Source organism: Pseudoalteromonas sp. Scap06 (genome assembly GCF_013394165.1).
GTDB lineage: Bacteria > Pseudomonadota > Gammaproteobacteria > Enterobacterales > Alteromonadaceae > Pseudoalteromonas.
In genome coordinates this window covers 1,134,948-1,158,619 of sequence record NZ_CP041330.1, presented here as the reverse complement: position 1 = coordinate 1,158,619, position 23,672 = coordinate 1,134,948, and the positions used below count along the sequence as shown (strand labels likewise).

Here is a 23,672-nt window from a genome sequence, read left to right as displayed (position 1 = left end):
CACCTAACAACAATTAAAGACTACGTTGTACTTCAACTGTTTCAAATACTTCGATTTGGTCACCAACGCGAACGTCATTGTAGTTCTTAACGCCGATACCACATTCCATGCCGTTACGAACGTCTTGTACGTCATCTTTAAAGCGACGTAATGACTCAAGTTCACCTTCGTAAATAACCACGTTATCACGAAGTACACGAATTGGTGCGCTACGTTTGATAGTACCTTCAGTAACCATACAACCAGCAATTGCGCCAATTTTTGGAGACTTAAATACATCACGTACTTCAGCAAGACCAATGATCTCTTGTTTAAACTCAGGAGCAAGCATACCAGACATGGCTTGCTTAACTTCTTCGATAAGTGCGTAAATTACGCTGTAGTAACGAAGGTCTAAGTTTTCAGAGTCAATCACTTTACGCGCTGATGCATCGGCACGAACGTTAAAGCCAACTACGATTGCGTTAGACGCTGCAGCAAGAGTTGCATCTGTTTCAGTGATACCACCAACACCAGAACCAACAATCTTCACTTTTACTTCATCAGTAGAAAGTTTAGTTAGTGAGTCTGAAATTGCTTCAATTGAACCTTGAACGTCTGCTTTAAGTACCACGTTAACTTCAGACACGTCGCCTTCAGTCATGTTAGTAAACATGTTTTCAAGCTTCGCTTTTTGCTGACGCGCTAATTTAACATCGCGGAATTTACCTTGACGGTAAAGTGCAACTTCACGTGCTTTACGCTCGTCTTTAACTACTGTTGCTTCATCACCCGCTGCTGGAATACCAGAAAGACCTAAAATCTCAACAGGAATAGAAGGACCCGCAGATTTAATGTCTTTACCGTTTTCATCGCGCATTGCACGAACACGGCCATACTCAAGACCACATAATACAATGTCACCTTGGTTAAGCGTACCTGATTGAACAAGGATAGACGCTACTGGACCACGGCCTTTATCAAGACGTGATTCAATTACAACACCTGCAGCCATACCTTCGCTAGGTGCATTTAGTTCTAACAGCTCAGATTGCATTAATACTGCTTCTAAAAGGTCATCAATACCAAGACCTGTTTTAGCTGAGATGTGAACGTATTGCGTATCACCGCCCCAATCTTCTGGGATAACGTCTAGCTGAGCTAGCTCGTTTTTAACGCGGTCTGGATCTGCGCCTTCTTTATCCATTTTGTTAACAGCAATGATTAAAGGAACGCCAGCTGCGCGAGCATGCTGTACCGCTTCTTTAGTTTGTGGCATTACACCATCATCGGCTGCAACTACTAGGATTACGATATCAGTCGCTTTTGCACCACGAGCACGCATAGATGTAAACGCGGCGTGACCCGGAGTATCTAAGAAAGTGATCATGTTGCCGTTAGTTTCAACGTGGTATGCACCAATATGCTGCGTAATGCCACCGGCTTCGCCTGAAGCAACTTTAGCTGAACGAATGTAATCAAGCGTTGACGTTTTACCGTGGTCAACGTGACCCATAACAGTTACTACTGGAGCACGAGGCTCAGACTTACCATCTTCATGGCGGTCGTTAAGTACTGTTTGCTCTAATTCGTTTTCTTTAACGATGATAACTTTATGGCCCATTTCTTCTGCAACAAGTTGCGCAGTTTCTTGGTCAATAACTTGGTTAATCGTAACCATGTCACCCATTTTCATCATTGTTTTTACAACTTCAGCGCCTTTAACAGCCATGCGTGACGCAAGCTCAGCAACTGTAATTGTTTCACTAATACGCACTTCGTTTTTAACATCAGCCGTTGGTTTTTGGAAACCGTGCTGTAATGACGCTGGCGCTTTTAGCTTACCTTTTTTACCTTTAGACGCTGCAAATTTATCTTTTGCTGGCGCTTTTTTCTTTTTCTTCGCACGGCGTGAGCCTTGCTCTTCGCGAGCATCTGCTACATCTTCTGCTTCACGTGCGTAAGTTGAAGTCGTAAGGTGGTGATCCGCGGTTTCTTCGCGTTTCTTACGTTCTTCTTCTTCTTTCTTCCAGCGTGCTGAATTCTCTTCAGCTAGCTTTCTTGCCTCTTCTGCTTGACGTTTCGCTTCTTCTTCAGCTTTCTTCAATGCGGCCTCTTCTGCTTCTTTTTGCAGACGCTCAGCTTCGATGCGATCTTTCTCAGACTTAGCACTTTGCTCAGGGGTCATCTGCTGTTGTTTCGCTTTACGCTCAGCATCTGCTTTGCGTTTAGCTTCTTCTTTGGCTTTACGATCAGCGTCTTCTTTCGCTTTACGTTCTGCCTCTTGTTTCGCTTTCAATTCTGCGGCTTCTTGTTCAGCTTTTTGCTGCTCTTCAAGACGCGCTTTTTCTTCAGCGGCTAGACGTTGCTGTTCTTGCTCTTGCTCAACAGCACTTTTTTTCACGTAAGTGCGGGTTTTGCGAACTTCAACTTGCACAGCCTTTGCTTTACCCGTAGAGCCAGTCACACTTAATGTGCTTTTGCTCTTACGTTGCAATGTCATACGCGCTGGACCTTCAGATCCAGTACCGCCATGTTGCTTGCTTAGGTGATCAAGTAACGTTGCTTTTTCAGCTTCTGTTACATTATCGCCTGCTTGTTTAGTAATACCGGCTTGTGAAAACTGCTGTAGCAATTTATCAACAGTTGTACCTATATCACCGGCTAGTTTTTCAACATTTACTTCTGCCATAGTCTCTAATACCTCCGTTAATAAATTACTCGTCTGCAAACCAACAAATATTACGTGCAGCCATAATTAGCTCGCCCGCTTTCTCTGCAGATAGCTCTGTAATATCTACAAGCTCATCAATGCCTTGCTCAGCTAAGTCTTCAAGTGTTACTACACCCTTACTTGCCATAACAAATGCTAAATGACGCTCTAAGCCTTCAAGCGCAAGTAAGTCTTCAGCAGGCTCAGCGCCTTCTAAGCTTTCTTCCGTTTTAAGGGCTTTCGTTGTTAATGCATCTTTTGCACGTGAACGTAATACGTCCACTGTTTCTTCATCTAAGCCGTCGATTTCTAAAAACTCAGAAGCAGGTACATACGCAACTTCTTCAAGTGTTGAGAAACCTTCGTTGATAAGTAATGACGCAAACTCGTCATCAATATCTAAGTTTTCAGTAAATAAGTTAATTAACTTATCTGACTCAGCTTCGTTCTTAGCGCGCATTTCATCAACGGTCATTACGTTTAATTCCCAGCCAGTTAACTGGCTTGCTAAACGTACGTTTTGACCATTACGACCAATAGCTTGTGCTAAGTTATCAGCTTCAACAGCAATATCCATTGAGTGAGTGTCTTCATCCATTACGATTGAAGCCACTTCTGCTGGTGCCATTGCGTTAATAACAAACTGTGCTGGGTTGTCATCGTAAAGTACGATATCAACACGCTCACCGCCAAGTTCTGACGATACCGCTTGAACACGTGCGCCACGCATACCAACACACGCACCTACAGGGTCTATACGCTTATCATTAGACTTAACTGCGATTTTAGCGCGTGAACCTGGATCACGAGCTGCGGCACGTAATTCAATCATCTCTTCGCCAATTTCTGGCACCTCAATGCGGAATAATTCCATCAGCATTTCTGGTTTAGAACGGGTTACAAATAATTGTGCACCACGTGCTTCTGGTTTAACTTCATATAGAAGACCACGAATACGATCGCCTGGGCGGAAGTTTTCACGTGGCAGCATGTCGTCACGGTAAATAACCGCTTCGGCGTTATTACCTAAATCAAGTACGATTGCATCACGCGTTGCTTTTTTAACAACACCCGTTACTAGCTCGCCTTGCTGATCTTTGTACGCTTCAACCACTAAGGCACGCTCTGCTTCACGTACTTTTTGTACGATTACTTGCTTAGCCATTTGTGTTGTTATGCGGTCAAATTTAATTGATTCAATCTGCTCTTCTACGTAGTCGCCCATTTTCAAGTCTGGTTCTTCAACTTGAGCAGCTTCTAACGTGATTTCGCTGTATGGATTCTCTAAAGAACCATCTTCTAATACTTCAGCTATTTGCCAGCGACGGAATGTATCGTAATCGCCAGTTTTACGGTCAATTGCAACACGTACATCAATTTCACCATCATGCTTTTTCTTTGTCGCTGTCGCTAATGCGAACTCTAGAGCTTCAAAAATCTTTTCTTTTGGAACCGCTTTCTCATTGGAAACGGCTTCAGCAACCAATAATATCTCTTTTGCCATGGGTAATGCCTCGCTTGCCCTATTCCTTCGCACTCGAATTAAAACTTTGCGATTATGTTCGCACGTTCAATGTTACTAAGCATGATTAAATGCTCTGCACCATCGCTAGATAATGTGATCATATCGCTGCTAACTGCTATTAAGTCGCCTTTAAAATTACGGCGACCGTCTTGTGGAAGCTTAGTACGCACGCGTACTTCCTCTCCTTGCGCCTGCTCGTAGTGATCTTGTTTGAATAATGGACGATCAACACCAGGAGACGACACTTCCAAATCATATTCGTTTGTAATCGGGTCTTCGACGTCTAAAATCGCACTAATTTGACGACTGGCATCTGCGCAGTTGTCAACTGAAATTCCATCCTCGTGAGCAATGTATACTCTTAAGGTAGAATGGCGACCCGCTTGTACAAACTCAAGACCATGTAATTCAAAGCCTAGCATTTCTACCGCAGGCGTTAACATGGTTACTAAATCTTGTTCAAGTTTTGTCACGAAAATCCTCCATACAAACAAAAAAAGGGCTTATAGCCCTAAAATACTGAGTTTAAATTTTGATTTAATCGATAAACATTAAATCAAACGGTGCAGATACAACAACGCCCCGAACCAAGCGGGGCGTCACACCAAAAAACGAAAAACTGTGTGGCCTAGGGCCAAGCTTGGTTGCGAGTCAGTACCCTGACCAAATTAAACTTCATTAGCTTAAACGCAAAACGCGCATTACTTAGAATGCGCGATATAAAGTAGTAAGTTTAAACCTACTATTAAGATTGGTTGCGGGAGCCGGATTTGAACCAACGACCTTCGGGTTATGAGCCCGACGAGCTACCAGACTGCTCCATCCCGCGCCAATAGATAAAAAGTTAATAACTTAATATCGCTGTTAGTAAATTTTATAACCTACTAAACAATGGCCGCTATTATAAGGATGTGCCGCTAAATTAGCAACCATAATAACTAATAAGTTGATAAAAAAAGCAACCTAGTTTATCGCCTTACCTACACTATGTTTGCTATAAAATTTGAATCGTTACAATCAACCGCTGTATTAAATTGCATTCGGTGCTCTATTATCGGTAACCTGAACTTTGGATAATAAATCTATCTCAAGCAGCTATTTTCAGCGCTAACTGCGTTGAATTTACTTGCAATAGGCTAGCTATTGACGCGTAATTTCGCCTTGTTTTCACTGAAAATCTCTGGCTAGAGAAAATAAACATAAATATCATTTTTGATTTAATATGTTAGTAAACCTCTTAACCAGAGTTCAGGTTAAGCATACTTTAAGAAATAGATCGCTTTTAAAAATATCACGTATAAGAGTGAATTTTGGCTAATTATGAAAAAATACAACACACTAAGATTGATTTTAGGTGATCAGCTCAATCCTGCTCATTCGTGGTTTAAAGACAAATCAGACGACACCGTATTTGTTATTGCTGAGCTTATGCAAGAAGCACACTATGTAAAACACCATGTGCAAAAAATATCAGCCTTTTTTAAAGCCATGGAAAACTTCGCTAATGCATTAAAAGATGCTGGCTTCAATGTTTTACATCTCACGCTAGATGACACCAAAGACGATGATGACTTACCCGCTCTTTTAAAGCGTTTAGCCAAGCAGCATGAATGCACCTCTATTGAATATCAATACCCAGATGAGTACCGTTTAAAAACACAACTTCACGAATTCGCGACTAATAGCGAGTTAACGGTGAATGCCTGTGACAGCGAGCATTTTTTATTAGCATTTAACGACATAGATAAACGCTTTAAAAAAGATAAACACGTCACTATGGAGCATTTTTATCGGGCAATGCGTAAGCAGTTTGATATTTTAATGGAAGATGACAAACCTGCCGGTGGGCAATGGAACTTTGATGCCAATAACCGTAATAAGTTTTCAAAAAGTGATTTAGCCGATATCCCCAAACCCAAATTATTTAAAAATGATGTTAGCGCCATTATTGAGCGTTTAGATAAACATAAAATAAATTACTTTGGACAGATAGACACGCAATTAAGCTGGCCAACAACCCGTAAGCAAGCAATAAGTGCGCTTGATCATTTTTGTGCACATTTACTGCCTCGCTTTGGTCAATTTCAAGATGCGATGACAGATCAATGCCCTGATAAGGATACCTTTTATCACAGCCGATTATCGTTTGCGTTAAATGCCAAAATTTTACCCCCTCGCTATGTTATCGACCGTGTTGTTAAAGAGTACCAACAACGTCAAGATGAAATATCTATTTCTCAGGTTGAAGGCTTTATTCGCCAAGTACTGGGTTGGCGCGAGTATGTGCGTGGCGTGTATTGGAAAAACATGCCCGATTACGCCAACAAAAACCAGCTTAATGCAACTCGTGCACTGCCGAGTTATTTTTGGAATGGTAAAACAAAAATGAATTGCTTAAGCCACTCATTAACACAAAGCTTAGACAGCGCGTATGCCCATCATATTCAGCGCTTAATGGTAATAGGTAATTTTTGTTTATTAACCGCCATCAGTCCCGATGAAGTGGATGAATGGTATTTAGGTGTTTATATTGATGCTATTGAGTGGGTAGAAATGCCTAACGCACGAGGGATGAGCCAGTTTGCTGACGATGGCATCATTGCCACTAAGCCTTATGCGGCTAGCGGCAACTATATAAATAAAATGAGTGACTACTGTAAAAGCTGCCAATACAAAGTGAAAGAGAAAGTGGGCAAAGATGCGTGTCCGCTAAACAGCCTTTACTGGCAGTTTATGCAAAAACACCGAGAGCGACTTGAGAAAAACCCACGAATAGGGATGGTTTATCGTAATTGGGATAAACAAGATGAATCATTACGCCAAGCAACCTTAGAGCAAGGTAACAACTATTTAAATAATATTGAAAAGCTTTAAATATAAATGCCGTCAATTGGCGGCAGCATTCTTGATAGTTAATATTAAAGTACCAAAATAGGTAATATTGTTAATTAAATGTTTAATTTATTTGTCATGGCAATGTAATGAGCTTATTTTTTAATAGCACCTCTTACTCCAAACTATGATGAGAATAAAATGAAAAAACAATTAATTGCAGCGACACTTTTATTACTCGGTACAAGCCAAGCTCAAGCTTTTAGTCAAGAAACTCACAAACGTATTGTTCTTGATGCCGTAAATTATATGCAGCAACACCCAGCCAGCACCGAATATGCTGCCCTACGTCAGTACGCTGCACAAAACAATCTGACAATCTCTGAATTAGCCGAGCTGCTAGGACAAGCGGCTTATGATGTAGATGACTTTGAAGACACCTTTTTCTGTGGTGCCATTACAGGTTCGTGTGTTCAAGCGCCTGTATGGGGAGCAGCGCAAAGTATAGTTAAATATACAAGCTATTGGCATTTTCAAAATCATACCCAAGGTGCAGACCAACATGGAAACGATTTTGGTGGTTATAATTATGAGAAGCTCACCGTTTGGGGCACTATTGATAATCTTGCATCTGCTTGGCTTAAAGGTGACTACCTTGATGATGGTAAAGGGGGAGAAACAGGTTGGTTCAATGCCGACTCTTCAAAATATAACAGTTATGGTGTAACAGAATCTCACTACAGAATCGATAGCAACTCAACCTATTCTATGTACGATGACTTTGAAGAAATGCCATTTCAACCTATCGATAATTTAGGGCAATATTGGTATCAAAGTTACTTACAAAGCGGAAATCCTCAAGTATTAGGGTTTGTATTTCATACGACTGATTTATTACAACCTCACCACACATGGACCACATCAGACCTTAACCACTCTAGCTGGGAAAGTTGGGTAAAAGATTACTATGATCAAGAGCAGCTCAACGATTTATCACTCGTTACTCAAGCAATGCAAACGTTCTCGCCTTTAGATAAAAATAGCCAAGATGTTCGCCCATTATTAACTCAAGGCGGTTCATTTTCTTATGCACAGGGTGGAATTGTACTCAATTCAAAAGATCATTTTGATCGCCTTAATATAGCTAAGCAAGTAGTGCCCCATGCAATAGCAATGGTGGTGCACTTATTGAACCACGCCATGGTTGCTCGCTAATGAAAAAAATGGCTATTTTAGTGATTACATTACTAGGGGCGTGTTACCACTCCCTAGTAATGGCCTCATTTACACAATACAGTAGTGATGAAGTTAACTTTATGCATCGTGCTTATTTAAAGCACAAACCTGAAATTACAATCAATGAAGTTAGAACTCGTCTGTATGAGAATCAGTTTTTGTTACAACAAGCAGCGCTAAAAACACCTGCAATAATAAAACGACAATCTGCCGTTGGTTTTAGTACTCAATACCATGTTGAACGTTACTTAAAAAATCTGTTCGATTCGCAATTAGCTATAAAGGCACAGTCAAGTCAGGTAAAGCTTGACACTTATGATAGCCATTGGCTTAAACACACATTAGGGCCCTACCCTAAAAATGGTCAATATGTGCAAAGCTTGATTAAAAAAATGCAGCAGATCGATTTAACCCCTATTTTGTATAATTCTATTAATTTATATGAATTTATCGATACACTATCAATGCAGGTACGTTTTAAACTCCATAGAGGAGATAGTGAACTATTCAAAAGTGAATTAATAAAAAAACGGCAATTCAATATAGCGTTTTCAAAAGCCAAACCGATTTTGGCAAAACAGAATATTGATATTGAACATCTGTATGAAATAGCTAAAGGAGATATTTTGCGACCCTCCATTCAAAGCTGGCTAGGCATAAATACAATGATGCACATGCAGAGCCCTGTTCTTGAAAAGCTAGAGCAACAAGTAAACAAAAGCGAAATTAAAGCGTTTTATCAAGCAAATAAATCGCAGTTTAAATTTTTAAGTCAGGTAAAAGCCCACGGAGCTCAATTTGCTAATCGAGCCAATGCTGTAGACTTTCGCACGTTGGCGGATAACAAATCACTTGAACAAGCATTAGTAATATCAGGAAAACAAGATATATATGCTCAATACAATAGTGAATTAAACCGCAAAAACAAAAGTAGTTGGGTTGTACAACTTGCGTTCACAACTAAAGAAAACACCATTTCCGCTGTTATACGTACACCTAGTGGTGAATGGGTGGTGATACACAGTTATGAGCATCAGTTTGATTACTTTTTGCCAGAAGATGAAACCGTTCGATACCAAGCAACAAAGGCCATCGCAAAACAAAAAGCGGCACAACAGTATGAAAATAACTGGCTCAAGTGGCAAAATAAGACGGGAGTAATTTTATGAGTAAAAAAAATTTCGTTTCTGTCATTGCTTTAGCTTGTGTTGGTATTTACACACTTTTCACTCATTATACTAGCAAACCAACAATAGAGAATATTGATGGCCTTGACCAAGCTAAAAGTGTCAAGCAAACAACGTCCCTTGAGCTGACAGCTGATGACATGACTCAAGAGTTGGAAAGCACGCAATTGAAAACGGCTACAATTAGTAACACTAGTCCTCCCCCCTTGCCAACAATAACCTCTGTGGCCTATTTACCTAACATAGTAAAAAATACTCAGCCAGTGGCTCAGTACAGTGGTGATTTAAATAATCACCAGGCATATCAAGATTTCCATCTTGAACAGCAAAAACAGCTAGAACAACGTTTTGTTATTGCTGCAAAAGCCAAAATATTAAAGCTTGAAGACTTACTTGCTAAAGGCCGACAAAAAAAGCTTTCACAAGAACAACTACAAGTTGCAATAGATAAAATTAACGCTTTAAAACAAATGCAAATAGATTTAAAAGACTAACAACGCAAAAAGCCGCCAAATGGCGGCTTTTCACAGGGAAAATACGTGTGCTATCTAAGCTATTTACTTTCTAGCATATTGCCTGAGCCAATTTCAATTTTTCGCGGCTTCAGCGCTTCTGGGATCTCACGCTCAAGATCAATACTCAGTAAGCCGTTGGCTAGGTCTGCGCCAAGTACTTTAACGTGGTCACCTAACTGGAACTTACGCTCAAAGTTGCGCTCGGCAATGCCTTGATGAATGAATTTACGTTCATCGTTTTGTTCTTTACCTGCTTTAGTGCCCGATACAACTAACGTGTTGTTTTCAGATTGTAGGCTTAACTCGTCTTCACTAAATCCAGCAACTGCCATAGTGATACGGTATTTGTCTTTATCAAGCGCTTCGATGTTGTATGGAGGAAAACTTGGCTGCTTGTCAGTTCGTGCAGCGGCATCCATTAATGATGCTAAGTGATCGAAACCAATGAATGAACGGTATAGGGGTGATAAATCTACTGTACGCATAATAATATCCTCATATTTAAGCGATATATTGCTGCCACTTTTCGTTTGAACAAGTAACGGCAAAATTTAATTAATAATATAATTTTCAAATAGTTCTGTTTAAATGAAGACCCATCAGGCGTCCTCAAATAACTATTTATGGGCGGACAATTTTATTTCAAGATTTTTTTATAAAATATTTTTTATTTTTTTACAGGCCCTGAAAAAAGCGAACACAATAATCGTTTTTTTGCACTGTAATAAATAATGAAATTAGTTACACTAGGGTCAACTAATTTGAGGAGAGCGTTATGTTAACAGTAATTTTTGGCCGTGAAGGCTGCCCTTTTTGTGTTCGCGCTAAAGATGTTGCAGAGCAACTTGCTAATGACCGCGATGATTTTAAATACCGCTACATCGACATCATCAAAGAAGGCATCAGTAAAGAAGATTTAGAAAAGTCTGCAGGCAAGCCATGCCCGACTGTGCCACAAATTTTTGTAGACCAAACACACATTGGTGGTTTTACAGAATTTGAAGCCTACGCCAAAGAAAACCTAGGCCTTTACCAGTAAATTTGTAGGTATATTGTTAACCAGCTTAATTAACGCACAACTTGGGCTGGTTAAATTTCGACCAACATCAAACACATATAAATTAGTTGTAATTTATACAAGCATTTGCCTCGTATTTCCTATACAATGCGCGCCTCTTTAAATTCGTTGAGGCGTATTAATGTCAGAACCAGTCACGTTTGAATCTCTAAATCTTTCTCCTGCAATTTTAAAGGCAGTTGAAGAGTTGGGTTACAAGACACCATCTGAAATCCAAGCTCAATGTATACCGTTATTGCTAGAAAGAAAGGACGTACTGGGACTAGCACAAACGGGTACAGGTAAAACAGCAGCATTTGCACTGCCATTACTAAATAATATTGACCCGTCTGTGAAACAGCCACAGATCCTTGTACTCACACCAACCCGTGAGCTTGCGATCCAAGTAGCTGAGGCATTTGAACAATATGCAAAACACACTCGTGGTGTTGAAGTACTGGCACTATATGGTGGCCAGAGCTACAGCATCCAGTTGAGCGCACTTCGTCGTGGCGCACAGATTATTGTTGCTACACCGGGTCGTTTAATCGATCACATAAACCGTGGCACTATCAAGTTTGATGCTTTACAAGCACTTGTACTTGATGAAGCCGATGAAATGCTACGTATGGGCTTTATCGATGATGTTGAAAACATCATGGAAAAAACGCCGCGTGAAAAGCAAACATGTCTTTTCTCTGCGACTATGCCTAAGCAAATTCAAAACATCAGCAGCAAATATATGAACAATCCTGAACAGGTTCATATTTCTGCACGCAACTCAACTGTATCGTCAGTAGAGCAAGTGTTTTGGAATGCACACGTACATAAAAACAAAGCCATTGTCCGTTTCTTAGAAGCAGAACAATATGAAGGTGCTATTGTTTTCGTACGTACACGTAACGATACAGTACAACTAGCTGAGTTATTAGAGCGCGAAGGTTTTTCTGCTGCGCCGCTTAACGGTGACATGAACCAGCAAGCGCGTGAGCGCACAGTTGATCGTTTAAAAAGCGGCATGCTAAACGTTGTTATTGCAACAGACGTAGCGGCACGTGGTCTTGATGTAGACCGTTTAAGCTTAGTTATCAACTACGACATTCCACAAGATTCTGAAGCCTACGTTCACCGTATCGGCCGTACAGGTCGTGCTGGTCGTACTGGTAAAGCGATTCTTTTCGTTAAGCATAACGAGCGTTATTTACTTAAAAATATCATTCGTCATACTAAATCTGAAATCGCACAAGTTGAATTACCAACAGCTAAAGTTGTTGAAGAGAAACGTATTAATGCGCTTCAAGAAAAGCTTACGCTTGCACTTGAAAACAAAGATATTACTTTCTTTAACGAAGTGGCTGCCAACATGGCACAAAAACTTGAGCTTGCTCCTGAAGACTTAGCGGGTGCATTACTGTGTTTAGCACAGCAACAATCGCCAATTAAAGTTGAAGAAGTTAAGATTCAACCGCGTGAGCGTAACGAACGCAACCCTCGCAACGACCGTAATGATCGTGGTGACCGTGGCCGTCGTAACGAACGTGGCGGTGAGCGCGCTGAGCGTAAACCTCGCGAGCGTAATAGCCGTGATGCAGGCCCTATGGATACGTACCGTATCGAAGTAGGTCGTGAGCATGGTGTTCAGGTTAAGAACATTGTTGGTGCAATTGCTAACGAAGCAGACATTTCAAGCAAGTTTATTGGTGACATTCGTCTTCACGACAGTCACAGTACGGTACAATTACCGCAAAACATGCCTAAAGATGTACTTGATCACTTCCAAAAAGTGTTTATCTGTAAACGCCCAATGGGTATGACATTAACACAAGATCAAGGCCCTTCTGAGCCACGCGGCGAGCGTTCTGAACGCCCTGCTGGTGACAAGAAGCGTAGCTTTAATAAAGATGGCCAACGCCCTGATAAGCGTAGCGGCCCTCGTAAAGAACGTCGCCCAGTTAGCTTCACCGCTAAGTAAGCAACGACTCTTTAGTAAAAAAACCTTGCCACGAAAGTGCCAAGGTTTTTTTGTGTCTGAAATTCAGGTATCAGGTCAGCTTAATCTTCGTAACTCGAAGCCGCAAGCCAGTATTAGGTACTTAACTAACATATTGAATTAAAAATATTTTGTTTGTTTTCTCTAACCAGAGATTGCAGTAAAAACAAGGCGAAATTACGCGTCAATAGCTAGCCTATTGTAAGTAAGTTCAACGCAATTAGCGTTAAAAAAGCTGCTTGAGATAGCTTAATTATCCAAAACTCAGATTAATTAATGTGTATAAACATGTTTTCTTTGATTTTTAAAACAATAAAATTTATGTAAACTAAGCAAAGGCTATAATTCATGGACGAATTAAAAATTGAAAAGAAATTACGATAACTTACTCTTTGTAGTAATAATGTTACCTATTTTATTATGCATCATTATTCCTATTTTAATGGACTTTACAGATCCACCATTTATCACAAATGAAATATACGACGTTATTTTCTTTATAGCATTCCCTATTATTTGTGGCGCATCATTCATCTATTTAAATATACTTGTATTCAATAAATATAGACGCTGCAGTAAATACAGGAAGCATCTTAAATATAGTTTTTCAGATACAAAAACGAAATTATCATTAATATTCGCGTACCCATTAATCCCTTTGTTAATCTATGCAAGTCTCTATTTTTTATTCTCTGCCCCCATTAAATTATGGGCTTACTACACGCAAGGCGACTATTGGTATAAGGAATATATCCTAACTGATGTACAAAAGTGTGGTTCTGATTATGAAGATAATTGTACTCGTTTATATTTTAAAGATCCTAAAACAAACGAAACTCATGATTTTAGGTGGTACGATGATAAGTCTACAATAATGAATAACAAAAACGATTATGTTTATATTTTTGGTGAGGCTAGTTTGTTTGGTTATATAGTGAGAGATTTAGAAAGATAACTTAGACTTACTTTGAATATTACAGCACTTTTATATAAACCTCACTCGAGTGAGTGAGGTTTATGAATCAAGATATAAGTTAAGGCGCCACAGCGGGATACACGTAGCTGGCATCAAGTCCTAATGGGATACCGAGTGCCCAGTAGCCTAGCAAGAAGATACTCCAACCGATCATAAAGGCGATTGAATACGGTAGCATCATCGCGATAAGCGTACCTATGCCTGTGCCTTTAACGTATTTTTGACAGTACACCACCACCAGCGGGAAGTATGGCATTAGCGGGGTGATAATATTAGAGCTAGAATCTCCCACACGGTACGCTGCTTGCGTTAAGTCTGGCGAAATACCGAGCTGCATTAGCATAGGTACAAATACCGGACCTAATAGTGCCCACTTAGCCGAGCTTGAACCAACAAACAAGTTTACAAAACCAGTTAGGAAAATAATGCCCACAACCGTCACAGAGCTTGGTAACTCCATTGCTTTTAATACTTGAGCCCCTTCAATTGCCAGTAAAGCACCTAGGTTTGATTTACTAAATGCAGCAATAAATAATGAACAAAAGAATGCCATAACAATGTAATACGCCATACCATTCATGGCTTTGCTCATCGCGTCTATCATGTCTTTAGAGCTTTTAAAGGTGCCTACGGTAAAACCATATACTGCGCCTGGGATCCAAAATAATAAGAAGATTAGCGGCACTATTGATTGCATTAATGGTGAACTAAAGTTTGTTAAAGAACCATCGCTGCTGCGCATCGCTGAATCAGCGGGTGCAGATACATACGCTAATAATGCAATACCTGCAATCATTACGCTACTGGCAATAAGAAAGGCGCGCTTTTCGTCACTACGGGCATCTTCAAATGCTGGTAGGTCTTGAGTTTCGCCATCAACTGGTGAATTTTTTAAACGTGGTTCAATAATTTTATCGGTGATATACCAACCTAACATCACAATAAATAAGCTTGATGCTGAAGCAAAGCCCCAGTTATTAAGCGGGTTAATGCTCATTGTTGGATTAATAATTTGTGCTGCACTTTGCGTAAAGCTTTGCAGTAATGGGTCAATTCCAGATGGAATAAAGTTAGCACCAAAGCCACCACTTACCCCAGCAAATGCCGCTGCAATACCGGCAAGCGGATGACGACCTGCTGCAAAAAATATTACCCCAGCAAGTGGAATAACCAGCACATACCCTGCATCGGTAGCCGTATGGCTCACAATAGCTACCAAAATAATTGAGGGTGTTAGTAATTTTCTAGGCGTTACTTTGAGCATTAATTTAAGGCCGGTATTAATAAAGCCCGAATGCTCTGCAACGCCTACACCTAGCATAGCAACCAGTACTACACCCAGTGGCGCAAAACCGGTGAAAGTTTTTACCATAGAAGATAAAAAAGTGGCCAACGAATCGCTGGCAAGCATGTTATTAATGATAATGGCTTCGCCAGTACGAGGATCTATTGCATCAAATGTGACGCTTGAAAACCACCAAGACAAAAACCAGATTAATAACATGGCAAACAAAAAGATAATTGCTGGATCAGGAAGCTTATTACCTACCCGCTCAACAAAATTTAAAAATCGCGCAACTATGCCAGTTGGCATTGTCGCATCATTATTGTTATTCATTTCACTTGTTCCCTAGAATTTAGACTGTGCTACTTTAGCGTATCTAAGGAATGAGGTAAATTTTAACTGAATAAACAAGTTCTTTTTTAGGCACAAAAAAACGCGGCTCAGTAGCCGCGCTATTTTTAATGAATAAAAAAAGCTTATGCAAGTGCTTTTACTTCATCCCATATTCTTACTACGAGTGCTTTATCATCTTCATTAAGTTCGCCATTGCGATAAGCTTTTACTAAGCTTTTTTCAACCGTGTCGTTTAGTTCTGCAATTTCTAGATTTAACTCTTCAACTTGTGCATAACCTACGGCTAAATCAAAGTGGCCGCGTAAATAACCGCCAGCAAATAACTCGTCATCGGTGGCTTTTATCACTAAATCATCAAAATATTGCTGCGCAGCATCTATGTAATTTACTAAACTCATGTGTTACTTCTCCTCTGGGTGCAGCCCATCTTGATGACCTACTGCATACATAATATGGTCGTTAAACCCACTGGTTACACGTATATAACCGCTTAATTCATCATCTAATTTGCTATCGCCGGTATCACAAATCAGCGGTCGGCCATTTAAAGCCTGTAATTTTGTTTTAGTAGCCACCACAATAATATTATCGCGGCCTATCGCTTTAATTAACGCAGGACTGAGTTGTTGATTGCCTCGACCAAAAATATGCCCTTGACCGCCAATTAGAGTGATCACTAATTTTGTTTTACGTTCTTTGGTAAGTTCAAGAAGTTGCTGGGCTGTTAGGTCTTGCCCTACTAAAGCTTGATCTTCAACGAGATCAACACCGAGTAAGGTGTTTTCAAGCCCCATCTCTTCCATCACTGCGCCAACGGTAGAGCCACTACCCATGACATAGAGGATATCGGCATCCATTTCACTAACGACATAAGCAGCTATATCTGCTAACACCAGCTCGTCAGTTTCTTTACCGCCATTTTTAACCGCTTGTACATAGCGCACTTCACTTGGCACTTGCATTTCACCATAACGTTTTGCTTTTACTGTTCCTTGGCGAAAAGCCACTTCATCAATGTCCATCACATCAGCATCGCTTAATGTTACCAGCTCACCTTTTACCAGCATTTCAACTACACGGCCTGCGGCTTTTGGCGTTATGGCATACACGCCGGAATGAATTTTACACCCAGCAGGAATGCCCAATACGGGTACAGAGTCTTCTACAGCATGGCAAATATTGCGCGCCGTTCCGTCGCCACCAGCAAATAAGATTAAATCAACACCTTGTAGCTGTAATAAACGAGCTGCAGCCTCAGTATCGTCACTGGTTGTGGGTGAGTTACTTTGATAAACCACTTGCGTATTAAAGCCCAACGCTTTTGCTGTTTGCTCCCCCATTTCATCATTAACAGTATAAATAGTAATGTTTGATTGATGAGGTACCAGCACTTCAAGTGCAGCTTTAGTGCGGCTATTTGACTTAGGCTCTGCACCTAATGCGATGGCTTTAGCAGCGGTGTCTTCACCGTCACTGCCCTTAAGCGCAACACTACCACCGAGCCCTGCGACCGGATTTACAATCAATCCTAACTTAAACTGCATCTTTTAACTCCTCGGGAGAATGCCATGAAAACTGCGCAGCATGTAATGGCCACGTGGTGTTATAAAATTTACACAGTGCTTTTAATAGTAAGGTTGTTCTTGGGTTAAACCCGTTTTGCAACAACTCTAATAACTTTGCATGAACACGTGATTGAAACGCAAATCGACAAGTTTGCTCACCATTTAAATTATCTACCGATACGTTAAAATCAAACCCAGCAGCCACACTCAATGCCCACTCTATTGCTTGAGGTTTTACCTCTACTGATTCAAACTCCGCTTGCTGTGTAGCATCGCGCCCATCAGGGCAATACCAATAACCATAATCTTCACTTAAACGGCGTTGCGAGCCTGCCACTAACCAATGAGCTATTTCATGTAGTGCACTGGCATAAAAACCATGGGCAAACACAATTTGATGATATGGAGTTGTATCATTTGCGGGAATGTAAATAGGCTCATGCTCACCTTTTACCAAACGCGTGTTATAGCTTTGGTAAAAAGTGTGTTCGAAAATAGACATTAGATCAGCTACTTGGTGCATAAATACTTCGTATACTCGTTTGAACCCGATGCTTTAAAGACAGATAAAATTAGTATAAAGCACACTAAAAACGAAGCGAATTGTACGTACTTTTATCTACAAAGTAAAAAATTAGCGATGCATTAATTAAGGCTTCCTTACCATACTTTATTTACTGAACGCTTAATTACGCTTACCATACACCAACCAAAAACCTGAATTGACTCACTCTTATGGTTAAACAACACAGCTCTTTGTCGTGGCTATTTATCTCTTTTACTTTTTTAACACTGTTGGCTACTTCTGCCAGCAGTTATGCAAAAAGCATAAGTATTAACGTATTTGCTATTCCCTCTAAGCCTATTGTTGAGCTAGTCGCTAACACCAGCAATGAATTGGCCTCGCACCAAATTACTACGTTTTACCAACAAGGGTTACCCGTACACGCCACCTTGTATTTAACGGATTACCCACTTGAAGCACAAAACGAAATTAAGCAAATGGTTGAGCGCATTGTAAAAGAGCATCAGTCGTTTGAGATAAAAGCCAATGGATTTAGTGTATCACCAAGTAATTGGGCATTTATAAACTTAGAAAAATCATATCAGTTACAACGCTTAGCCGATGAGGTTACCCTCAAGCTTGAGCCGCTTCGCGATCATCAAGCACCAGTGCCTAGCTGGGTAAAGCATTACCCTAATAAACTTGTGGCTTTTGAACGTTATGGCAGCCCTAATGTATTTCAGAATTTTCAGCCGCATTTAACACTACTCGCGAATGAACAAAGCCCAGCATTAGCGTTAGTAAAAAAAGCACTGCACGCTGAGCCACCGCAGGCACAAGGGGAAATAATTGGGATTGGAATTGGAGTATCTGATCAGTTTGGTCAACAAAAAGAAATACTCGCTAAGTACTTTTTTGATGCCAAATAAATAGTTAATAACAGGGCTAATTACACATTTTAAACTAATAATGTTTATGGGTTTGTGGTTAGCTTATCTGTTAAATGTTTTTTAAGTATGCGGGTGTTACGCGTATTTGCTTTAAACATGGCATCAAAAATATCACCAAAAAATGGAATGAGCCCGCCAACAAAATCAATCAACATATTTATAATAATACGGCTTTTTACTCGCTTGCTAACACCTAAGCGCTGCGCTTCAATTAGTACATAGCCAGACAAAATAAGCCCTGCTAAATCACCCATCACAGGTAAAAGCCCAATCAACGACTCTACACCAAATTTAAATTTAGTAAACGGAATACCAATGCTGCTATCGGTAAAGCGGCTAAACTCTTCGAGCCGTTTTATGGTGGCTTTATATTCAGTTTGTGAGATGGAAGCTTGATTGTTTTTTTGCATAATAACAGCTCTCTTATTTTTAGGTGCGCTGAGCACATTTAAATTATTGAGCGGCAATAAAGATGTATAGCCTGTATATACTAAACGCGCTATTGCCCGTTTAGTATAGTTTTAAACGTAAGGCGCTTAAATAGCGCCTTTAATTGGCCCATGTTCGTGGTGTACATGTGGGTTTTGACCGCGTTGACGAAGTAAATGATCCATTAAAGTAATGGCCATCATAGCCTCAGCAATCGGAATAGCACGAATTCCTACACAAGGATCGTGACGACCTTTGGTGATCATCTCAACCGCTTCATTTTCGGTGTTAATACTATTACCGGGAATAGTAATGCTCGATGTCGGTTTAAGCGCAATTGATGCGATTATATCTTGCCCCGTTGAAATACCTGCAAGCACGCCGCCGGCATGATTTGAGGTAAACCCATCAGGGGTTAACTCATCACGATGTTCTGAGCCTTTTTGCTCGACTACATCAAAGCCATCACCAATTTCAACGCCTTTAACAGCATTAATACTCATTAATGAATGTGCAAGTTCGGCATCTAGCCTATCAAATACTGGCTCACCTAATCCAACTGGTACATTTTTAGCCACTACTTTTACTTTAGCACCCACTGAGTCGCCTTGTTTTTTTAGCTCGCGCATATATTCATCAAGTGCTTCAAGCTTACTTGTATCTGGGAAGAAAAATAAGTTATTTTCCACTTCATCCCAATCGTAGTTTTCGGCTTTTATTGGCCCTAATTGGCTCAAGCATGCTTTAACTTCAATACCATGAAACTGTTTTAAATACTTTTTAGCAATGGCGCCTGCGGCAACTCGAATAGCGGTTTCACGCGCAGATGAGCGGCCACCACCACGGTAATCGCGCAGGCCGTACTTATGCCAGTAGGTATAGTCACCGTGACCTGGACGAAACACGTCTTTAATTTTGCCATAATCTTGTGAACGTTGATCGGTATTTTCAATTAATAAACCAATGCTGGTACCGGTGGTTTTACCTTCAAAAACACCCGCTAAAATTTTAATTTGGTCGCTCTCACGGCGCTGCGTGGTATAGCGGCTTTGCCCTGGTTTTCGTCTATCTAAATCGTGTTGTATGTCGGCCTCTGTTATCTCAAGGCCTGCTGGCGTGCCATCCACAACGCCGCCTAATGCAACGCCGTGGCTTTCGCCAAAGGTGGACACTTTAAATAACTGCCCTATGCTATTACCTGCCATTAACTTTCCTCATTCCTAATGACTTATAGCCGAGAATTATCTCGGCTATAGTGTTACCCAGCCATTTGGGATGAATGGCTAGTATTAATAATTACTGTGCAAAGTAGGCATCTAGTTGTTGCTTGCTAATAACAAACACCCCTAATCCGCCTTGTTCAAACTCAATCCATTCAAATGGTGCGCCTGGATACAGTGCATCCATATGTACCATAGAGTTACCTACTTCGACAAATAACAAACCGTTATCTGTTAGATGCTCACTAGCTTGATCTAAAATAGTACGTGTTACATCAAGGCCATCGTGACCCGATGCTAACCCAAGCTCTGGCTCGTGATGGAATTCACGTGGTAAATCAGCCATATCTTCAGCATCAACGTACGGTGGGTTTGCTACGATTAAGTCGTATTTTTGCCCAGGCACACCACTGAATACGTCAGACTGGATCGGTAATACGCGCTCACTTAGTTGGTAATCGGTGATATTGATATCAGCCACTTCAAGCGCTTCATAGGATATATCAACCGCATCAACTTGCGCATTTTCGAATGCTTGTGCCAATGCAATCGCAATACAACCCGATCCCGTACATAAATCTAAAATACGCCCTACTGACTCTGGCTGCTCTAGCCAAGGTGTAAAACGATTATTAATAAGCTCAGCAAAAGGCGAGCGAGGAATTAATACACGTTCATCCACATAAAATGGCATATTGGCAAACCATGCAATGTTGGTCAGGTATGGAACTGGGGTAAAATCGTTAATGCGCTCGGCAATTAAGCCTGCTAAACGGTTTTTTTCAGTGCTAGTTAAACGGGCATGCATCAGCTCTTTGGGTGCATCAATTGGCAAGCTAAGTGCTGGTAATAACAAACTTACCGCTTCATCCCATGCGTTATCGGTGCCATGACCAAAGAAAATACCGCTACTTGCAAATTGACTTGTCGTCCAACGAAGCCAATCATGTAAGGTTGAAAGTTCTGCAACAGCTTCATCCAGGGTTGCTTCTTCTATTAGTAATTCACTCATCAGTATTATCTGCCTGCTACTTTCAAAAAATAAACTCAATCGAGGCACAACTATGGGCCCCATGATTGCCCTATTGTATACCCAAGCCACCTCTAGGTGCGAGTGACAGTTAGAATTAAAGGTAATTTAAACAAGGCATTGATTGCAAGTGTAATAGTCACTCTGTTGTTCAAATCAATAACGCAGTATAAATCGCTTTTAAATTAACCTTATTGGCGCTGCACTATGCACCTCAAAGCTGCTTGGGTATCACACCTTTTTACTCGATTTTTACCACTTTTTTGTTTAGACTGCCGCTATGAAAAAAGATCCCCACTCAAACAGCCTAATTAGTCCTGATGACATTGACTTGTTTCGTCAAAGTATCAGCGGTGCGCGCGTGTTCAAACAAGACACTCACCGTTTTAGTAATAAACCTAAAGTGTCACAAGCGAAGCAATTTGCCCAGCAAAAAAAGCAACAACAATCAGAATTTTTCTTTTCTGATGAATATGTGCCAGATATAGACACTAACGGTACTGTTAATTATGTGCAACAGGGTCAGGATCGTTTTTTAGCGAAACAACTTCGTCGAGGGGATTTTATACCTGATTTAACTCTAGACCTGCATGGCTTAAATAAAGAAGTAGCCAAAGATGAACTCGCAGGGCTTATTCATGAGTGTAAAAAAAAGCATTATTACTGCGCCTGTGTTGTACACGGAATTGGCGGCCATATCCTCAGGCATAAAGTGCCGCAATACTTAGTGCAACACCCCGATGTTATTGCTATGCATCAAGCACCGCTCGAATATGGCGGTAAAGGTGCGGTACTGATATTAATTAATTTACCGCAAAGTGATGAGTTTAGACGCTAATCAACAAGAGCCTTTTAGTGCATATATTTTCGATTATATTCCCGCTGATATTTATTGTGCTATGTGGCTACATTGCTAGCCGCAGTGGCTTTTTAGAGCGTATCCATATAGCTGGATTAAGTAAGTTTACTTTTTATATTAGTGTGCCGAGCTTTTTATTTTTAAATATGGCCAAAGCAGACTTACAAACCAGTGTCAGCTTAAATGGCTTTTTAAGTTTTTACATTCCGGTTATTTTAATTTACCTTTTTGCCCTAATTATTGACCGCTACATTCTCTCTAAAAAACTTCAATACGAACGCCATAGCGTGTTTGCTCTTGGCAGTAGCTATTCCAATACTGTATTGGTGGGGTTACCTATTATTATTGCCGCATTAGGCGAGCAAATGATGGGCATTATTTTTATGATCATTACCTTTCATAGCGCATTATTGTTCACCCTTACTTTTTTAATTAGTGCAAACAGCGCTAGTCATGTGTTTTCTTGGTCAGCATTTTCCAAAAATATGCTACTCAATCCAGTGGTGTTAAGTATTAGCACTGGTTTATTGGTTAATTTGGCAGGGATTACTTTATTTGCTGACTTAACTAAGGGCTTAGCGCTTTTAGCCGAACCAGCTATTGCTTGTGCGTTATTTGTATTGGGCGCTAACTTAGCTTTTTATAAAATTAGCGATAACTGGCAAGCAGCGGCCATTGCCAGTCTATTAAAATTAGTCATATTACCTGCCTTGGTATTATTGCTAGGCACACACGTATTTACACTTAATGAGTCACTGCTAAAAGTACTGGTGCTATTAAGTGCATCACCATTAGGCGTTAATGCCTATTTAATTGCATGCCAAATAAAACAACACCAAGATACCCTTGCCAGTGCAGTGGTTTTATCTACAGTATTAAGTGTGTTGAGTTTTAGTGTGTGGTTAACCATTTTACTTTAGATAAATGCCTAACCACGTTTTATCGTCAGGCTTTAAGCTGGGGAGGTTCGTAGTTTATACGGTTACATTAGCTGGCGCATTTATGGTGATGTAATCACTTTTATGGCTCGCTTCATCATAACTAATTTGGGCAACTGCACCGGTGTTAAAAATTGGCATGTTACCCGCGCATAGTTGGTCAACCAAATAGCTCACCATAGGCATATGGGCAACAACCAGCCAGGTATCGCATTCTGGGTGGAGGGCAATTAACGTTTCTAAATAATCTGCTGCAACCTGAGGGTTCCCTTCAGGAATAATATCGTGACAGGTTTCTTCAAATAAAAAACGATTACTTTTTTTAACAGCCTCAGCGGTTTGCTGCGCTCTAACATAAGGACTAACTAACAAGCCACTGGGAGCGTGCATTTTTTGCAACCATAGCCCCATTTTTTCAGCTTGTTGCTGACCCATAGAAGTCAAACTTCTACTGACATCATCAGCCTGCATAGGTATTGCTTCACCATGACGCATTATCAAGATTGTTTTCATAAAAAATCAACCAA

General features: G+C 40.5%; 21 protein-coding genes and 1 tRNA gene. 9 read left to right on the top strand and 13 right to left on the bottom strand.

The window, feature by feature from the left end; all coding sequences use genetic code 11:
• Positions 1–13: 13 nt before the first annotated feature.
• The 4 genes from infB to FLM47_RS05275 all read right to left on the bottom strand — a co-directional run bounded on the left by infB (position 14) and on the right by FLM47_RS05275 (position 5,046).
• Complete coding sequence (gene infB, locus FLM47_RS05290; protein WP_054202155.1) at positions 14–2,671, bottom strand: translation initiation factor IF-2; 2,658 nt, start codon at positions 2,669–2,671, stop codon at positions 14–16.
• A gap of 25 nt (positions 2,672–2,696) precedes the next feature.
• Complete coding sequence (gene nusA, locus FLM47_RS05285) at positions 2,697–4,196, bottom strand: transcription termination factor NusA (RefSeq protein ID WP_010391392.1); 1,500 nt, start codon at positions 4,194–4,196, stop codon at positions 2,697–2,699.
• A gap of 38 nt (positions 4,197–4,234) precedes the next feature.
• Positions 4,235–4,690, bottom strand: coding sequence for a ribosome maturation factor RimP (gene rimP / locus FLM47_RS05280; protein WP_008114543.1), 456 nt, complete (start codon positions 4,688–4,690; stop codon positions 4,235–4,237).
• Between the two features lie 279 nt (positions 4,691–4,969).
• A tRNA-Met gene (locus FLM47_RS05275) sits at positions 4,970–5,046 on the bottom strand.
• A 491-nt stretch (positions 5,047–5,537) separates the two neighbouring features.
• Between FLM47_RS05275 and FLM47_RS05270 the strand changes: the two genes are divergently transcribed.
• The 4 genes from FLM47_RS05270 to FLM47_RS05255 all read left to right on the top strand — a co-directional run bounded on the left by FLM47_RS05270 (position 5,538) and on the right by FLM47_RS05255 (position 9,966).
• On the top strand, positions 5,538–7,091 hold the full coding sequence (locus FLM47_RS05270) for a cryptochrome/photolyase family protein (RefSeq protein ID WP_178955588.1): 1,554 nt from the start codon (positions 5,538–5,540) through the stop codon (positions 7,089–7,091).
• 159 nt (positions 7,092–7,250) lie between these two features.
• A complete protein-coding gene (locus FLM47_RS05265) occupies positions 7,251–8,264 on the top strand; it encodes a phospholipase (RefSeq protein WP_138606217.1) in 1,014 nt (337 codons plus the stop codon).
• Between the two features lie 101 nt (positions 8,265–8,365).
• Complete coding sequence (locus tag FLM47_RS05260; RefSeq protein WP_256872128.1) at positions 8,366–9,454, top strand: peptidyl-prolyl cis-trans isomerase; 1,089 nt, start codon at positions 8,366–8,368, stop codon at positions 9,452–9,454.
• Positions 9,451–9,966, top strand: coding sequence for a hypothetical protein (locus FLM47_RS05255; protein WP_178955584.1), 516 nt, complete (start codon positions 9,451–9,453; stop codon positions 9,964–9,966). The genes FLM47_RS05260 and FLM47_RS05255 overlap by 4 nt, the downstream gene beginning before the upstream one ends.
• A gap of 59 nt (positions 9,967–10,025) precedes the next feature.
• On the opposite strand, the gene FLM47_RS05250 is transcribed toward FLM47_RS05255, so the two are convergent.
• Positions 10,026–10,472, bottom strand: a complete 447-nt coding sequence (locus tag FLM47_RS05250) for an Hsp20 family protein (protein WP_016899448.1) — start codon at positions 10,470–10,472, stop codon at positions 10,026–10,028.
• Between the two features lie 290 nt (positions 10,473–10,762).
• On the opposite strand from FLM47_RS05250, the gene FLM47_RS05245 reads away from it, so the two are divergent.
• Both FLM47_RS05245 and FLM47_RS05240 read left to right on the top strand, forming a co-directional pair.
• Positions 10,763–11,026: a GrxA family glutaredoxin gene (locus FLM47_RS05245; protein ID WP_008114535.1), complete on the top strand. Its 264-nt coding sequence runs from the start codon at positions 10,763–10,765 to the stop codon at positions 11,024–11,026.
• Between the two features lie 160 nt (positions 11,027–11,186).
• Entirely contained in the window at positions 11,187–13,016 is a 1,830-nt protein-coding gene (locus FLM47_RS05240; RefSeq protein ID WP_054202149.1) for a DEAD/DEAH box helicase, read from the top strand.
• 1,052 nt (positions 13,017–14,068) lie between these two features.
• On the opposite strand, the gene FLM47_RS05235 is transcribed toward FLM47_RS05240, so the two are convergent.
• The 4 genes from FLM47_RS05235 to FLM47_RS05220 form a co-directional block, all read right to left on the bottom strand.
• Positions 14,069–15,628: an AbgT family transporter gene (locus FLM47_RS05235; RefSeq protein WP_010391381.1), complete on the bottom strand. Its 1,560-nt coding sequence runs from the start codon at positions 15,626–15,628 to the stop codon at positions 14,069–14,071.
• A gap of 143 nt (positions 15,629–15,771) precedes the next feature.
• The gene (locus FLM47_RS05230) at positions 15,772–16,047 is read right to left on the bottom strand and encodes a YfcL family protein (protein ID WP_010391380.1); all 276 of its coding nucleotides are present in this window, start codon (positions 16,045–16,047) and stop codon (positions 15,772–15,774) included.
• A gap of 3 nt (positions 16,048–16,050) precedes the next feature.
• Positions 16,051–17,193, bottom strand: coding sequence for an ATP-NAD kinase family protein (locus tag FLM47_RS05225; protein ID WP_178955582.1), 1,143 nt, complete (start codon positions 17,191–17,193; stop codon positions 16,051–16,053).
• Positions 17,183–17,737: an elongation factor P hydroxylase gene (locus FLM47_RS05220; protein ID WP_178955580.1), complete on the bottom strand. Its 555-nt coding sequence runs from the start codon at positions 17,735–17,737 to the stop codon at positions 17,183–17,185. The genes FLM47_RS05225 and FLM47_RS05220 overlap by 11 nt, the downstream gene beginning before the upstream one ends.
• A gap of 212 nt (positions 17,738–17,949) precedes the next feature.
• Here FLM47_RS05220 and FLM47_RS05215 point away from each other — a divergent pair, with 212 nt between their 5' ends.
• Positions 17,950–18,648 carry a 2'-5' RNA ligase family protein gene (locus FLM47_RS05215; protein WP_178955578.1) on the top strand — a complete coding sequence of 233 codons (699 nt, stop codon included), beginning with the start codon at positions 17,950–17,952 and terminating at the stop codon, positions 18,646–18,648.
• Between the two features lie 44 nt (positions 18,649–18,692).
• On the opposite strand, the gene FLM47_RS05210 is transcribed toward FLM47_RS05215, so the two are convergent.
• The 3 genes from FLM47_RS05210 to prmB all read right to left on the bottom strand — a co-directional run bounded on the left by FLM47_RS05210 (position 18,693) and on the right by prmB (position 21,330).
• Positions 18,693–19,079 (bottom strand): DUF4112 domain-containing protein, encoded by a 387-nt coding sequence (locus FLM47_RS05210; protein WP_178955576.1) that lies wholly within the window; start codon positions 19,077–19,079, stop codon positions 18,693–18,695.
• Positions 19,080–19,205: 126 nt separating this feature from the next.
• Complete coding sequence (gene aroC / locus FLM47_RS05205; protein ID WP_138570430.1) at positions 19,206–20,303, bottom strand: chorismate synthase; 1,098 nt, start codon at positions 20,301–20,303, stop codon at positions 19,206–19,208.
• A gap of 91 nt (positions 20,304–20,394) precedes the next feature.
• Positions 20,395–21,330, bottom strand: a complete 936-nt coding sequence (prmB, locus tag FLM47_RS05200) for a 50S ribosomal protein L3 N(5)-glutamine methyltransferase (RefSeq protein ID WP_076918988.1) — start codon at positions 21,328–21,330, stop codon at positions 20,395–20,397.
• A 298-nt stretch (positions 21,331–21,628) separates the two neighbouring features.
• Between prmB and smrB the strand changes: the two genes are divergently transcribed.
• Together smrB and FLM47_RS05190 are read left to right on the top strand one after the other, a co-directional pair.
• Positions 21,629–22,186 carry an endonuclease SmrB gene (smrB, locus tag FLM47_RS05195; protein WP_138606237.1) on the top strand — a complete coding sequence of 186 codons (558 nt, stop codon included), beginning with the start codon at positions 21,629–21,631 and terminating at the stop codon, positions 22,184–22,186.
• Positions 22,187–22,203: 17 nt separating this feature from the next.
• The gene (locus tag FLM47_RS05190; RefSeq protein WP_138606239.1) at positions 22,204–23,127 is read left to right on the top strand and encodes an AEC family transporter; all 924 of its coding nucleotides are present in this window, start codon (positions 22,204–22,206) and stop codon (positions 23,125–23,127) included.
• A 54-nt stretch (positions 23,128–23,181) separates the two neighbouring features.
• Here the strand turns inward: FLM47_RS05190 and sixA are convergent, their stop codons facing one another.
• Positions 23,182–23,658: a phosphohistidine phosphatase SixA gene (gene sixA / locus FLM47_RS05185; RefSeq protein ID WP_171039596.1), complete on the bottom strand. Its 477-nt coding sequence runs from the start codon at positions 23,656–23,658 to the stop codon at positions 23,182–23,184.
• Positions 23,659–23,672: the final 14 nt, after the last annotated feature.

Excerpts from the sequence above, each read along its gene's own strand:
- infB (WP_054202155.1), bottom strand. The coding sequence starts at position 2,671 with ATGGCAGAAGTAAATGTTGAAAAACTAGCCGGTGATATAGGTACAACT.
- nusA (WP_010391392.1), bottom strand. The coding sequence starts at position 4,196 with ATGGCAAAAGAGATATTATTGGTTGCTGAAGCCGTTTCCAATGAGAAA.
- FLM47_RS05270 (WP_178955588.1), top strand. The coding sequence starts at position 5,538 with ATGAAAAAATACAACACACTAAGATTGATTTTAGGTGATCAGCTCAAT.
- FLM47_RS05265 (WP_138606217.1), top strand. The coding sequence starts at position 7,251 with ATGAAAAAACAATTAATTGCAGCGACACTTTTATTACTCGGTACAAGC.
- FLM47_RS05260 (WP_256872128.1), top strand. The coding sequence starts at position 8,366 with ATGCATCGTGCTTATTTAAAGCACAAACCTGAAATTACAATCAATGAA.
- FLM47_RS05255 (WP_178955584.1), top strand. The coding sequence starts at position 9,451 with ATGAGTAAAAAAAATTTCGTTTCTGTCATTGCTTTAGCTTGTGTTGGT.
- FLM47_RS05250 (WP_016899448.1), bottom strand. The coding sequence starts at position 10,472 with ATGCGTACAGTAGATTTATCACCCCTATACCGTTCATTCATTGGTTTC.
- FLM47_RS05245 (WP_008114535.1), top strand. The coding sequence starts at position 10,763 with ATGTTAACAGTAATTTTTGGCCGTGAAGGCTGCCCTTTTTGTGTTCGC.
- FLM47_RS05240 (WP_054202149.1), top strand. The coding sequence starts at position 11,187 with ATGTCAGAACCAGTCACGTTTGAATCTCTAAATCTTTCTCCTGCAATT.
- FLM47_RS05235 (WP_010391381.1), bottom strand. The coding sequence starts at position 15,628 with ATGAATAACAATAATGATGCGACAATGCCAACTGGCATAGTTGCGCGA.
- FLM47_RS05230 (WP_010391380.1), bottom strand. The coding sequence starts at position 16,047 with ATGAGTTTAGTAAATTACATAGATGCTGCGCAGCAATATTTTGATGAT.
- FLM47_RS05225 (WP_178955582.1), bottom strand. The coding sequence starts at position 17,193 with ATGCAGTTTAAGTTAGGATTGATTGTAAATCCGGTCGCAGGGCTCGGT.
- FLM47_RS05220 (WP_178955580.1), bottom strand. The coding sequence starts at position 17,737 with ATGCACCAAGTAGCTGATCTAATGTCTATTTTCGAACACACTTTTTAC.
- FLM47_RS05215 (WP_178955578.1), top strand. The coding sequence starts at position 17,950 with ATGGTTAAACAACACAGCTCTTTGTCGTGGCTATTTATCTCTTTTACT.
- FLM47_RS05210 (WP_178955576.1), bottom strand. The coding sequence starts at position 19,079 with ATGCAAAAAAACAATCAAGCTTCCATCTCACAAACTGAATATAAAGCC.
- aroC (WP_138570430.1), bottom strand. The coding sequence starts at position 20,303 with ATGGCAGGTAATAGCATAGGGCAGTTATTTAAAGTGTCCACCTTTGGC.
- prmB (WP_076918988.1), bottom strand. The coding sequence starts at position 21,330 with ATGAGTGAATTACTAATAGAAGAAGCAACCCTGGATGAAGCTGTTGCA.
- smrB (WP_138606237.1), top strand. The coding sequence starts at position 21,629 with ATGAAAAAAGATCCCCACTCAAACAGCCTAATTAGTCCTGATGACATT.
- sixA (WP_171039596.1), bottom strand. The coding sequence starts at position 23,658 with ATGAAAACAATCTTGATAATGCGTCATGGTGAAGCAATACCTATGCAG.